14 protein-coding genes are annotated in these 12,765 nt (G+C 43.9%); 9 read left to right on the plus strand and 5 right to left on the minus strand.

Translation table 11 applies throughout. The annotated features are described in order from the left end of the window. Positions 1-87: 87 nt before the first annotated feature. From Q0852_RS10860 to Q0852_RS10875, 4 genes are all read left to right on the plus strand, one after another. The gene (locus Q0852_RS10860; protein ID WP_299018044.1) at positions 88-441 is read left to right on the plus strand and encodes a DUF2750 domain-containing protein; all 354 of its coding nucleotides are present in this window, start codon (positions 88-90) and stop codon (positions 439-441) included. A 205-nt stretch (positions 442-646) separates the two neighbouring features. After that, positions 647-895: a hypothetical protein gene (locus Q0852_RS10865; protein ID WP_299018045.1), complete on the plus strand. Its 249-nt coding sequence runs from the start codon at positions 647-649 to the stop codon at positions 893-895. Positions 896-1,015: 120 nt separating this feature from the next. Continuing rightward, positions 1,016-1,606 carry a TetR/AcrR family transcriptional regulator gene (locus Q0852_RS10870; protein WP_299018046.1) on the plus strand — a complete coding sequence of 197 codons (591 nt, stop codon included), beginning with the start codon at positions 1,016-1,018 and terminating at the stop codon, positions 1,604-1,606. A 73-nt stretch (positions 1,607-1,679) separates the two neighbouring features. After that, positions 1,680-2,525, plus strand: a complete 846-nt coding sequence (locus tag Q0852_RS10875) for an alpha/beta hydrolase (RefSeq protein ID WP_299018047.1) — start codon at positions 1,680-1,682, stop codon at positions 2,523-2,525. Between the two features lie 73 nt (positions 2,526-2,598). Here the strand turns inward: Q0852_RS10875 and Q0852_RS10880 are convergent, their stop codons facing one another. Continuing rightward, positions 2,599-3,354, minus strand: a complete 756-nt coding sequence (locus Q0852_RS10880) for a 1-acylglycerol-3-phosphate O-acyltransferase (RefSeq protein ID WP_299018048.1) — start codon at positions 3,352-3,354, stop codon at positions 2,599-2,601. Positions 3,355-3,788: 434 nt separating this feature from the next. On the opposite strand from Q0852_RS10880, the gene Q0852_RS10885 reads away from it, so the two are divergent. Then, positions 3,789-5,498, plus strand: coding sequence for an amidohydrolase (locus tag Q0852_RS10885; RefSeq protein ID WP_299018049.1), 1,710 nt, complete (start codon positions 3,789-3,791; stop codon positions 5,496-5,498). Between the two features lie 270 nt (positions 5,499-5,768). Here Q0852_RS10885 and Q0852_RS10890 read toward each other — a convergent pair whose 3' ends face one another. Continuing rightward, the gene (locus Q0852_RS10890; protein WP_299018050.1) at positions 5,769-6,245 is read right to left on the minus strand and encodes a GNAT family N-acetyltransferase; all 477 of its coding nucleotides are present in this window, start codon (positions 6,243-6,245) and stop codon (positions 5,769-5,771) included. Positions 6,246-6,462: 217 nt separating this feature from the next. On the opposite strand from Q0852_RS10890, the gene Q0852_RS10895 reads away from it, so the two are divergent. Together Q0852_RS10895 and Q0852_RS10900 are read left to right on the plus strand one after the other, a co-directional pair. Continuing rightward, complete coding sequence (locus Q0852_RS10895; RefSeq protein WP_299018051.1) at positions 6,463-6,972, plus strand: NlpC/P60 family protein; 510 nt, start codon at positions 6,463-6,465, stop codon at positions 6,970-6,972. A gap of 113 nt (positions 6,973-7,085) precedes the next feature. Beyond that, positions 7,086-7,598, plus strand: a complete 513-nt coding sequence (locus tag Q0852_RS10900; RefSeq protein WP_299018052.1) for an aminoacyl-tRNA deacylase — start codon at positions 7,086-7,088, stop codon at positions 7,596-7,598. Between the two features lie 104 nt (positions 7,599-7,702). Here the strand turns inward: Q0852_RS10900 and Q0852_RS10905 are convergent, their stop codons facing one another. From Q0852_RS10905 to maoP, 3 genes are all read right to left on the minus strand, one after another. Next, entirely contained in the window at positions 7,703-9,685 is a 1,983-nt protein-coding gene (locus tag Q0852_RS10905; RefSeq protein ID WP_299018053.1) for a flavohemoglobin expression-modulating QEGLA motif protein, read from the minus strand. Continuing rightward, on the minus strand, positions 9,669-10,697 hold the full coding sequence (gene gshB, locus Q0852_RS10910) for a glutathione synthase (RefSeq protein ID WP_299018054.1): 1,029 nt from the start codon (positions 10,695-10,697) through the stop codon (positions 9,669-9,671). The genes Q0852_RS10905 and gshB overlap by 17 nt, the downstream gene beginning before the upstream one ends. Before the next feature lie 131 nt (positions 10,698-10,828). Next, positions 10,829-11,185 carry a DUF413 domain-containing protein gene (gene maoP, locus Q0852_RS10915; protein WP_299018055.1) on the minus strand — a complete coding sequence of 119 codons (357 nt, stop codon included), beginning with the start codon at positions 11,183-11,185 and terminating at the stop codon, positions 10,829-10,831. Between the two features lie 163 nt (positions 11,186-11,348). Here maoP and hdfR point away from each other — a divergent pair, with 163 nt between their 5' ends. After that, the gene (hdfR, locus tag Q0852_RS10920; protein ID WP_299018056.1) at positions 11,349-12,209 is read left to right on the plus strand and encodes an HTH-type transcriptional regulator HdfR; all 861 of its coding nucleotides are present in this window, start codon (positions 11,349-11,351) and stop codon (positions 12,207-12,209) included. Between the two features lie 299 nt (positions 12,210-12,508). Continuing rightward, positions 12,509-12,670: a hypothetical protein gene (locus tag Q0852_RS10925; RefSeq protein WP_299018057.1), complete on the plus strand. Its 162-nt coding sequence runs from the start codon at positions 12,509-12,511 to the stop codon at positions 12,668-12,670. Positions 12,671-12,765 lie beyond the last annotated feature (95 nt).

Consider the following 12,765-nt stretch of genomic DNA (forward strand, 5'->3'; position numbering starts at 1 on the left):
GCGTCTACCGCAGACGATAAACAATGCGTTGAGTTAAGTTCCTGTTGTGATTGTATGCCAGCAGGCAAAAAATGAAGAGAGAATAGAATGACTAAGTTAACCGCAGATATTCAAGCGAACTGTGACCTGTTTGTTACTGAAACTAAAGAAACCCTGAAAGTCTGGGGCTTGTGTAATGAAGAGGGTGACTGGTTATCTGTTGATTCTAGCGAGTTTGAAAACTCTGAAGTGATGCCATTCTGGTCGAATGAAGCGGATGCGAAGCATCACTGCGCCGATGAATGGGAAGAGTTTCATGCTGTGATGATCCCACTGGATGTTTTTGTTGAAGATTGGATGATTACGCTTTCTGAAGACGGTGTACTGGTTGGCGTGAACTGGAATGAGCAGCTTGAAGGTACAGAGCTTGAGCCTTCAGAGCTAGCAAAGCGCTACCTGTAATTTGAAGTTGTACTTGTAACGTTTTGTACTTCTAATGTATAGCTAGCTTGCCACCGGGAAGTGTTGTACTTATTGTGATAAGCCGTATCTGATTGATACGGCTTTGTTATATCTGGGACTTTGTTCGGAGCCGCCACTCTCACTTTTTTAATATTAGATATATCGACTATATTTACAGTGAGTCATCAAACATGAGGGTAGCGTTATGGTCCTTTCAGAATGTCGCCAAATGATGGCAGAACATACCATTGTTGAAGCTCGGTTAGTGCATGATTTTTTAACTGCTGGCTGGGGGGTTAATTTCAGAGATGCTGAGGGTAATGAATACCCAGTAACAGATACCTATGGAATACCATGTAGTTATAATTCTATGAAACAGGCGGAAGACATTGTCCACCAGGTAGGGGATTGCCCAATTTCGATTGATAGCCTCTTCCGTTTTTACGAACGCTAATTAATAGCTGTTGGTAGCCATAGCAATAGCATTGGAGGGTTGAAATAATCCATACTGGTTATTGCTTATAAAAGTACGATCGTGCTAAAAATGGTGGGAAGCCACAAAATGAGATGAGAAATGAGCAAAGGCCGAACAACACGTGAGCATATCTTAAAGACGGCCTTTGAGCTGGCCAGTAAAGATGGCTTGGATAGCCTGACTATCGGTCAATTGGCCAAAGCCTCAGGGATGTCAAAAAGCGGGCTATTTGCTCATTTCAATTCAAAAGAAAATTTGCAAATTGCAGTGTTGGAATACACTGGTGAGTATTTCTCTTACCGTGTTATTCAGCCTGCTCGGCAGGTTGCCCCGAAAAATATTGAAACAAAACTGCGTTTATTGCTACAGAACTGGCTAGATTGGAACCAGTCTTTTCAGGGAAGTTGCATGTTTTTGGATGCATGGAAGGATAGCTGTGTAAGTCAGGATCCTGTACAGCAAACCCTTACAGATATAACGCGCCGCTGGTTGAACTATCTATGTCGTCAGGTTGATAAAGCCAAACAGAGCGGCGAGTTTAAAGCCGGTCTCGATACTTGGCAATTTGTCTACCAACTTTATGGGGTCTACCTCAGTAGCCACTTATTTCGTTCATTGTCATTAGAGACGGCTGAACACCAGCGATTCTGGATAGGGATTGATACCCTGTTTGATGCGTCGCGAAAATAAGGGTATTAAAAACACCTCACTGCAAGGGCTATTTTCACAATAAAAAGTACGATCGTTCTATTTGGAGAGAAAGATGAGCAGCAAGATATATTTCGCTCAGAGTAAAGGGTTTAATTTTCGCAGAGCGATGGTGGGGGTGACTACCCGTTTGCATCATACTTTGGCACCTCAACATGCGAGGAAAATGGCCAGAAAGCTGCTCTTGACCCCTGAGCGTATGAGCCGAAATGTTGCTGAGCCTGCTGGTTTACAACGGCGGAAGGTTGATACGCCTGAGGGGAAAATGATGACCTACCAGTTGGGTGAAGGGCCTACTTGGGTGCTAGGTCATGGTTGGTCAGGTTCTGCAAGTCAGTTTTATGTATTGATGGAGCATATTGCGGCATCAGGCTACACCGCGCTGGCTTTCGATAACCCGGCGCATGGTGAAAGCGAGGGTAAATTTGGTCACTTGCCGGGATTTGTTAACGCGTTTGATAGCATATTGGATCAGCAAGGCTGTATTGCAGGTGTCATAGCCCACAGTATGGGAGGTGCAATGGTATTGGAAAGCCGCCACCCACTTTTGAAAAACAAGCCAATTCTGCTTGTAGCTCCCGTGTTGAATTATACTGAGAACTTAGTGGATACCGTGCAGCGCTCTGGTTATTCGATGAAGTTGTTTAATGAAGTGGTGGGAGAAATTGCTGAAACTTATCAATACCCTTTTGATGCGATAAATCCCATGGGGCAGTTGGAATCGCATTTGGAATCGGCGGTAATCGTACATGATAAGGGGGATCGTTTCGCTCACTTCCAGCATTCGGAGCGGGCAAGCCGTTTGGAGCATGTTCAGTTGATCGCGACGGAAGGCTTGGGGCATGGTCGAATTTTACAAAGTGCTCCATTGAGAGAAGCCTTTGATGCACTTATTAGTTAAAGAAAAAGAGCATCGATAAGATGCTCTTTTTTTACGTCGAATCACGAGTAATATTTATGCAAGTTGGTATAAATTAACTGGATTTTGCTTCAACCTGCATACGTTCAAGTTCAAGTTGCTCAACTTCGGCATCAAGTTCGGTGATTTTGTTTTGCATCAGAGCGTGGCAATGATCGGCAAGCATGCGGGCGTCTTGCATGTCGTATTGAGAAACATCAATTGGCTCTAGCATTTCTGCAATGACGATACCGTTGTCCCGACGATTCAATGAAATCTTGTCATGAGTTGAGCTGACACACATTGGGATGATAGGCACTCCAGCTTCGATAGCCATGCGGAATGCCCCGGTTTTGAATGGTAGTAAGCCGCGTCCTTTGCTTCGAGTGCCTTCAGGGTACATCCAAACGGATAAGTTGCGCTTGTGAATAGCTTCAGCCACTTGCTGGATAGTGTTCCTGGCTTTTGACTTGTTTTCCCTATCAATCAGGATATTACCTGTGATCCAGTATAGTTGGCCGAAGAAGGGTATCCATAAGAGGCTTTTTTTACCAATAGAGACGGTGCGCGGCTCAAGCATGCCAGGAGAGGTAACAAAATCGAATATGTTCTGGTGGTTAGAAATGTAGACACCATTTTTAACGTCAGTAACGTTGCCTTTGCCCCGTTGAATAACTTCAAGGCCGATGATCTTGTGAAGTTGATTGAACCAGCGGCAGAAAAAATACACATGCTTTGGGTCCCGAGGGCTGAATAGGCAGTAAACCAAGGCAAAAAGTGTGGTGAATATAATAAATATTGCCCCTAATACCAGGCGGATAAAAGAAAGCACAGTTACTCCTTTGTGTTACTTGCACATCTGTCTGATGTATACAGGCATACCTTACAGAAGAGAACAGAGGAGTTGTAGTAGTTTTATAAAAATACTACAAGTCTGCCTGCAGATAACCATAGCCTGAAGTAATCAGAACATCTGAAACTTATCTTAAAAAATACATTATCAAGTCAGTTACTAACCTGGTCTGTTTGATTGCATTATGAAATGAATTTTACACCATGACCAGTTGATAATGTTGTTCGCAAGTGCAACTTGGTTGCAATGTTTAATAATTGACCAAGTTTTGCGCTATTGGTAACCAGATAGAAAGGATATATCAAAAAAATAGAGATTGAGAAATTTGAACTATTGAACCCGGCTCAGTCTTTTGTTCATATACAAGAATTAATAAGATACATAATGCATATTTGTTGGTGATTTTTTTGAAAATGAAACGGGCACTTCAGCTGATTACTATTGCGTGCTGTTTGAGTTCATCGGTTGTTATCGCAAAAGCCCTTCCTTATGCCGATACGGTGATTATCAATGCTAATATTTACAGTAAGGTAGGCATGGACGCGATTGCCGTGACTGACGGGATGATTAGCTATTTAGGGAAAGTCAGTGAGATCGAGAAAAAAATCTCCGACAGGACTCAGGTGATAGATCTCGACGGGCGTTCAGTTTATCCAGGTTTCATTGATTTGAATAATCCGATTTTTGAAGAGGGACTTGCTGCTGAAGGCAGTTGTCCGTTACCTCCGGCGTCTGACTTCTCCCGCGTGAGCAAGGTATTAGAGAGATGTATTGCTTCAGGAGTAACGCAGCCGTGGATTATCGGTTTTACTCAATCATTACCTGAACTTAATCCTCCTGAGCTGAACGACCCTGAATTGATGCCAAGAGCATGGCTGGATCAGTTATCACCGGAGCGTCCTGTCGCAGTGATTGAACTGAACTCGGACATGGTGTGGGTAAATACTGCTGCGCTGGATGCTGCTCAGTATCATCGTTATAGCCTCAATCCCCCTGGCGGGATGATTATCAAGACACCAGATAAATCCGTGTTGACAGGGGTATTGCTGGGTTCAGCCGGTGAAGAGGTGATTAATTTGGCGAGAAAAGCGCACCCTGATTTATGTAATATCAGTTATCTAAGCCTACTTCAGGGGCTGGCAGCTGTGGCTAAGGACGGTATTACTACATTGGGAGATGGGCGGACCTATTGGCATCGTGGATGGAATCAGATGTGGGAAGCAGCATTGATCAATGGTGACCTGTCTGCTCGTATAACAGTTCGTCCATGGCTTTATCCTCATTTATCTATGAAAGAACAGCTAGACTATTTCTCGGCGATTGGGCGCCATGATCTGACATCGAAGCTAATTGTTAATCAGGTTAAGCTTAATCTTGATGGAAGCTATGTTGCCGGAACAGCAAAGTTATCAAAGCCTTATCCAGCAGAGACGTTGGCCTCTAAGCCTCAGGGGATGTTTTATATTTCTCCACCAGATATGAGTGTTTGGTTGGAGAGGTTGGATAAAATTGGCTTTGGTGTACATGTTAATGCCATGGGTGATGAAGCAGTAAAAGCGGCTTTGAATTCGATCCAGAACATCCGTCATCTTGAGGTTGATCAGGCGTATTCTATCTCCCAGCACGGGGAGTTAAACCCAACAGATATACCTCGCTTTGCAAGTTTAAGTGTGTCGGCGGACTTTCAGGTAAGTGATGATTCACTATCAGTGCCCTCATCGTTACAGAAGGGACAATTGTTTTCAGGTAAATTAACCTCGGGGAAGGGGGCATTACAGGCGTTATATCAGGCCGGAGCAAATATTACGTTAAGCAGTGGTTGGGGAGCCCCGCGTTTTGCTCCACTGGAAGGGATAGCACGAATTCTTTCGCTGGGCAGCAAAGGCTTACCTGATATCGATGCTGCTATTGCGGCCTATACGATTAACCCTGCTAAAGCTTTGGGACTTGAGGGTATTACGGGTAGCATTGATGTGGGTAAGTCTGCGGATTTTGTGATCCTGGAGCAAGATATTACCGTGCTTGCGCCGGAGCAGCTTGCTCAAGTTGAGGTATTGATGACAATGCTTGAAGGTGAAGTTGTTTACAGTAATAACGGCGATAGCAATAGCATAACTATTTAGTTAGTAATAGAACTTAGATCCATAAGTTCTTTTATTTCAAACGGGTTATTTCATTTGAGGCGTGAAGTTAATCGCAGCTGTGCTTATAAATGCAAATAACGCTGGAAAATTGTCATGATAAACGTGATAAAGAGACTAGATTTTGACACAGCAAGTAAATAAGCATTGGTTCATGCAGCTCGTTGTGCGAAGTCTCTTCTGTTGTGTGGAGTTTAGAGGCGAGCAGTGTTTCGCCTCTTTTTTTGTTTAACTTGCGGCAATTACCGTTAGTTACAAAATTTTGACCATATTATAGCGCTCGAACGGGATATTGTTTCGTAGCGACACTTCCTCTTCAATCAGCTCAAATCCCTGCTGCTCAAACAGTGTTTTTGAAACTTTACTTGCAGTGGCACTGAGGCTGGATTCTCCTTTGTTACGCGCAATAGCTTCTAGTGCTATATAGAGCTGTTTTCCTAGCCCCTGCCGTGAATATTCAGGTAAAACATAAAGTAGAGTCAGGTGGTTTGCTGGATGGAGCTGACCAAATGCGATTGGCTGGTTTTTTTCATCAACCGCTACCAATGTGTGTCCTTGGCTAAGGAGCATTGTGAATTCTTCAAAATGATTTTGGGGATAGTCTGCCCAGAGGGTAATTTGTTCAGGGCTGTAATAATGGCGACCGAGTTTGCTTGCTGCGTTGTGATAGATCTTTGCGACGTCATTGATATCATCACTGATGAATCCCCTGAGTTGAAAAAGCGGCATTTTGTATATCTTCGTTGATTTATGGATGGTGAATAATATGTCTTATTTTATAGCAACTTATGTCAAGTTTAAGTAGAGCCAGTAGCCATTCTTCCGGATTCTTGTCACTTTAAAGCAGCGCTGAGCAACGGCCTTCAGCCATAATTGATGGCTATATAGTATTTTAGCTGTACACTTTCATGATTGTCTCTCTGGCAGCAAACAGTTTGATTGGATAATGAAGAAGTATCTGTTTTGGGCGGTTATCTGTGTTTTTTTGATGGTGCTTTCGGGGTGCGCATCAGCACCTTCTGAGGAAAAGAAGAGTGAATTTGAAGGTATCGTAAGAGAACAAAATAAAAATACCGTCAGTCCGGGCAGAGCTGCTTTGTTTAATGTTGTTTATGAGTCCTGGAAAGGTACGCCATATCGCCTGGGAGGCAGCAATAAGCGAGGTATTGATTGTTCGGCCTTTGTGCAGGTTGGTTATTCCACCGTTTTTAATTTGAAGTTGCCTAGGACAACGGGCGAACTGGTGAAAATGGGTCAATGGATCCCCTTGGTTGAGGCAGAAGAAGGGGATTTAGTCTTCTTCAAGACAGGGCGAAGGCTCCGGCATGTCGGGATCTACTTGGGAAATTTTGAGTTTCTTCATGCTTCAACTTCTAGAGGGGTCATAATCTCGAGGTTGGATAACCCTTATTGGCGAGGAACATTCTGGCAAGCTCGGCGAGTACGGATGTTGTAGTGATTGGTGTTTTCTCTTTACGAAGAAAAATTGATATATGTTCTCGCAAAAATAGCTAACGCCTCCCATACTTTTGCTGTAGGTACAACTTCCCTCTGGAGGTGAATATGGCCATGGCAATTACAGTAGGAGAATTCCTCAATAGTCATAATGTGGACTTCAGTCTTACTCGACACCGTCATACCGACACATCTTTCAGCTCAGCTATCTCTGCGCATGTGCCAACATCACAAGTAGCTAAAGCCGTTATGCTCAAAGATCAGGATGGCAACTATCTGATGGCAGTTGTTCCGTCTAACCGGCGGGTGATGATAGACAAAATTGGCCGGATGATGGGTAAACAGTTCTTCTTGATTAGTGAACATGAACTGTCAGATATATTTCAGGATTGTGAGCCAGGTGCGGTTCCATCTTTGGGGCAGGCCTATCAGATCAGTATGCTGGTGGATGACCTGCTTCTGGAACAAGATGAGCTGTATATTGAGTCGGGGGATCATGAAAACTTGATCCATTTAGATAATAAGCAGTTCCATAAAGTGATGCATGATATCCCGCATCGAAACATTAGCGGCTACCGCATGATGTTCTCTCAGGAACATGAAGGTAGGCAATGGGAATGGGAATAAAATAAGTTGTTTAATTCGTAATGAGTGATAAGAAACACCCGCAAGTTAGCATGCTCTTGCGGGTGTTTTATTTACTACCAGATAGAACCTAAGGTTATTGCTGCTTACTTGATACAACGGAGCATGAAATCGATGATGGGATCATCAAATTCTGGTTTTATCAGCGCTTTGGGCATGAAGGCTGGTTTGCGCAATATCTCTCTGGCGATTAGCTCATCAAGCAGTGGCTTAAATTCGAATCCGGTTTTGCCGACAAACAGTGAAGTAAGATCTTCTTCTTTGTAATGCATCAACGCATCTCTTAGCCCCTTTAAGTAGAGATAGTCTTTCGTGAAGCCTCCTCCACGGTATGCTCGGGCTGTGATTGTAAAAGCGTCATCCTGGCTCAGTTGGTACTCGGCTTTTAATTTGTTAAATGTATCGCCGAAGTTTTCTCCTTTAACCATTTGCTCAACAGCCAGTACCCGCAGTGCCAGTGTTTTTAATCTGTGTAGTGGAAAACTGCCCGAGAGATGCTCACACAAAATTGCCAGCCCTTCCTGCGTATGGGTATTGCCAGGAAGCCCCAGCTTTAGCACCTTAAGCGGCTGCTTGTCGGCATTCACACTAGTGACTAAATGTACTCCAAGTTCATGGTGGATCAAGGCATTAAGATCTTTGGCTGAGAACCGACTGTTCTTGTTGATCTTGATGGATCGTCCACTCACCATGGCACGGGCTATCAGCTTTTTTGAGCCGATGATTTTACATGGAATATTGTAGTCCCTGGCCGCTTCGTGAAACGCTGCTATAGCATCTTCGGCATTCAGGGACTCTGAAACTGGCTCCTCGTATTCACTTGCATGAAGGATAAAGTTGGCATTGGCGATATCCTTTTCATCAGGTTGCCCATAGTAGCGAAGCGAGTTATAGAAAAACTCGTCATGGCCAATACTGGTCAGTAGATCTATGCGAACAGCAAGCTGATCAATAACCTTACGGTACATTTTCTGGATATCGGCATCGCGAATATCCTCGACCGGCAGTCGGTAGAGCTTTTCTCTGAATTTGTACGGGTCAATGTCCAGTTGGCGGTAGGTAAACCGGGGCTGATATTCGTGCGGTTTCAATAAGAAACGTCGTTTTTCTTGCTTGAGGTTCAATGGGTTGATATAGCTCAGAGTATTGATCCCTCGCGCGATTGAGTACAGCTGGCGATCTAGCTTGATAACTTCACGTGGTAGTGCTGATGCAAGCACATCGCTGCTGCTCATTCGCTTGACCTTTGTCCGCCGGGTAATGGTTTCCGCAGCATGCTCTGTTAGCACGGTTTTCATCGCTTCCTTGAGCTTTTCTATAACCAACGGGAAACTTTCTCCTCTGCCTTCATCCATATAGATTTTTTTCACCTCTATTGGCATGATCAAAGTATTGGAGAAGTTGTCACGAACAAATGTTGCCTGATAGCCCATGCCCTTAAATACATCATTTGCCTTCGCTGAAATTTCGATATTTGGCAGAACGATCTCTTCAAGCCGGGTAATAAGTTGATTTAACTCTTTGTGCCATTTACGGGTATTGACCTGCTTAGTTCCCAGGTTAAAAACCGGCGCGTTTTTTTCTATTCGCTGATAGTTATATGAATGAATGTCATACATCAGGCAAAGCCCGAAGCGACTTTCCAGGGTATCGATTAAGCAGCTAAGGATGCGGTAGTAACATGCATGCTTTGCTCGGGAAATTGACTGTTCTGCTTCTGTCAGCTTCTCCATCCATACTTTTTTCCCCCATGCATCTTCGTAAATACAACTTTCTTGTGGGCGATTGAGATCATACTCATAGCGTGAGTCTTCACCTTGTATTACAACTGGCAGAGATGAAATAAAGTCGCCGGTAAAGGGATCCTCTTCAAAATATCGTTCATCTTCGTTTAAGCGGCATTTAGGGATCAGGTCACCGCGAAGGCGGTGACCGTGATGGATAGCTGTCGCAATATAAGGCTGGTATTCGCTGATACGAATAGTCAGACTTCCGTCAGTAAGTTGCGCTTCAAACGGAACACCATGCCGGATTTTTTCCAGCACTTCAGTTTCAGTAAGTTGCAGCATCTGCAATCACCTGACGGTATTCGTTTTTACGGGCAATACAGACTTCTTTTGCTACAACGACACTTTCAACGAAATCCAGTACGTTGCGCTGTAGTTTGGCGCGGTTCAGGCGGTTGATACGAGTGATACCGCCCGGGCTCAGTACATTGACTTCAACTAACTTGCCCTTGATAACATCAAGACCGACAAAATACAGGCCATCGCGTACTAATTTAGGGCCTATGTGTTTGCATAGACGCAGCTCCTGTTTGGTCAGACTGTGTTTGACCTCTTTACCGCCGGCATGGATATTTGAACGCACATCGCCGTTAGCCGGAACACGGCGCATCGCACCGATTGGCTCACCATTTAACATCATGATGCGCACATCGCCTTCCTCGGCACCTTCGATATAGTCCTGCAAAATCACGTAGTTTTTATCGTCACCAATATAGAAGTCGAGCAGTGACTTAACGCTTGATTTTGCACTTTTCTCTACCAGGATCACCCCTTTGCCGCCATAGCCGTTCAACGGCTTCATGATCATGCGGTCATTGGTACTTTCTTCCAGTACTCGCTCCAGGTATTCACGGTTTTTTGATACATGAGTAACTGGAATAAATTCGTTATTCGGATCCGGTAGTGATGTTGTGTATAGCTTGTTATTGGCAACACGGAGCCCGTCGATATCATTCATAATGAAGGTGTCATCACGAACAGAATCCAGAAAGTTCAGTGCCATGGTGTCTAGCGGCGGGTTAGCACGCATAAAGATGACATCGAAACCGGCCAATGGTAGCTGGGCTTTGCGAAACTCAGCTTTACGGTAAAAGCTTGGAATATTGTTTGAAACTTCCCCCGGCTTTAATACATTACAAAATGCAATAGCCGTGCTGTGGCGCATGGTCAGGTTATTGGGTGTTGTAATTGCAACCGTGTGACCACGGCTGGCAGCTTCATGGATCAGGCGCAAGGTTGAGTCTGATTCGGCGTCAACTTTTTCCCACGGATACATTACAAAACAAATTTTCATATAAGAATTACCAGCAAATCTGTCGTGTTAGACAGGCAATACAGAACTAAGCCATCGCACAGGTGTGAATGGCTTAATTGTTTTTATTAATAAAATGGAGAGGTAATTAATGCTTAATTACCCGGAGAGCATTAGTAGTTGATGTCACTATCGCCGTCGTTTTCGCTCTCGCAGTTATAGTCTTCGTAGTTACTTGCAAATCTACGTTGAGAAACACACAAGGTATAAGTCCTTACCTTGCCGGATATTTTATTGAGATATTTCATCCAGCATTTTGCGAAATCGGATCGAACATCAAGCTGGCCGCGAATTTCGGCAACAAACTGATGTTCAGATTCACTAACAGGTTCAAGGATTCCGCTTGCCAGGCCGTTCATAGTTCGACCGTAGTTTTCAAGCAACATGGCCTCACTAATGGTGAAAACACCGGAACGGTTGAAGCCGCGTGGGAAATTTTTATCGTCGTAAAATTTACCTTCACTTCTCATTAAATTGCTTCCTGACGAAATTTTCGCTGATATTCAGGCAGCATGCAGATGTTGTAAAACAAATAATTTTCGTCGTGATGATGAAAAAAATTGATTAAGCTTTATATTAAAGCAGGGTGTACTATATTACCTTTTAAATTCTTTTCACCAGTTGAGAGTAAGAGTGGACACTGAATTACTCAGAACTTTTCTTGAAGTGACTAAAACACGTCACTTTGGCAGGGCTGCTGATAACCTTTTTTTGACTCAGTCAGCGGTTAGCTTTCGAATTCGTCAGTTAGAATCTCATCTTGGCAATGAGTTGTTTTCAAGGCAGCGGGGGAATGTACACCTTACTGCGGCGGGAGAGCGCTTACAGCCTTATGCAGAGGCGATATTGCAGGCTTGGGGCCGGGCTCGGCAAGATGTGGCGTTGTCTGAGAGTTTGAATACACAGGTGACAATTGGTGCTTCTCCGATGTTCTGGGAGTTCGATGGTATATCCGACTGGATTAACCGTATCTATGGTGCTGTAGAAGGGCTTGCGTTACGGCTCGAATCTGTTCCGCGTCAGAGCATGGCCAAGCAGCTTTTGGATAAAAGCATTGATGTATCGATAACCAGTGATCCTCCCCGGATTGAGAATCTTCAGGTTACCAAGGTGCGTGACTTTCAGTTGCAACTGGTGACCCAAGACAGCAGTTGCACGATGGAAAACGTGAGCTCATTTCCTTTGGTGTACCTTGATTGGGGAACCCGTTTTTCGGTTGAGCACGGGCGTATAAGTGAGTTGCAAAAGACGCCGGTAATGCATACCCATTCGAGCCGAATGGCCCTGGAATATTTGTTAAGTAACCGAGCTGTCGGATATTTGCCATCTCCTGTTGTTGCTCAGAGTGTTGATGAGGGAGTATTGCATACGGTGTCAGGAGCCCCGGTAATGGAGCAATCGCTTTACTTAGTGTGGCGCGAGGATAGTGATAGGTTGAGTTTGTTGGAAACGATGCTCGCTGTACCGTTTAATACCGTGATTGAGAGTGTTTAATCAAAATTACTGTTTGTCAGAAATAAAAAATCTTGTTGTACATTAGCTAGTTTTTTTTCGTACTCTCCGCAGTTGAGGAGGGTAGCGATATAGTTGATGCAGATACCAAAGTCCTTATTTTTTATACTGGTTTCAGTACTTTTTCTGTCTGGACCAGTGTGCCTTAGTTTTTTTGTAATATACGACTATTATTATTCGATGAAAGTCAGTAGTGATGTATCGCTTTTAGCGTACATCGTTGCAAGTGTTCAATTAATCAGTAGCAGTTTTTTACTCTGGAGTTGGTTCAGGAAACGAGCATGGCTAAGTTAGATCAAAAATTCAGCAAAGGGTCTAAATCCAAACAGAAATTTGAATTTGAGGATAATCTTCAAGATTTTAATCAGCACTCAAGGAAGAAAAAGCGTCGTATTGCGCGACAGCGTGATGAGTTTCCAGAGTATTATGAAGATTCTTATTAATTAGGACGCTTTGTAGCGTGACTGTGTCCTTCTTGAGTTGAAGAAAGGGTAATTAAAACCGGAGTCCAAAGATCCGTTTTTTGTTGCTTCAGTAC

Source organism: uncultured Photobacterium sp., assembly GCF_947502415.1.
In the GTDB taxonomy this organism is placed as follows: Bacteria; Pseudomonadota; Gammaproteobacteria; order Enterobacterales; family Vibrionaceae; genus Photobacterium.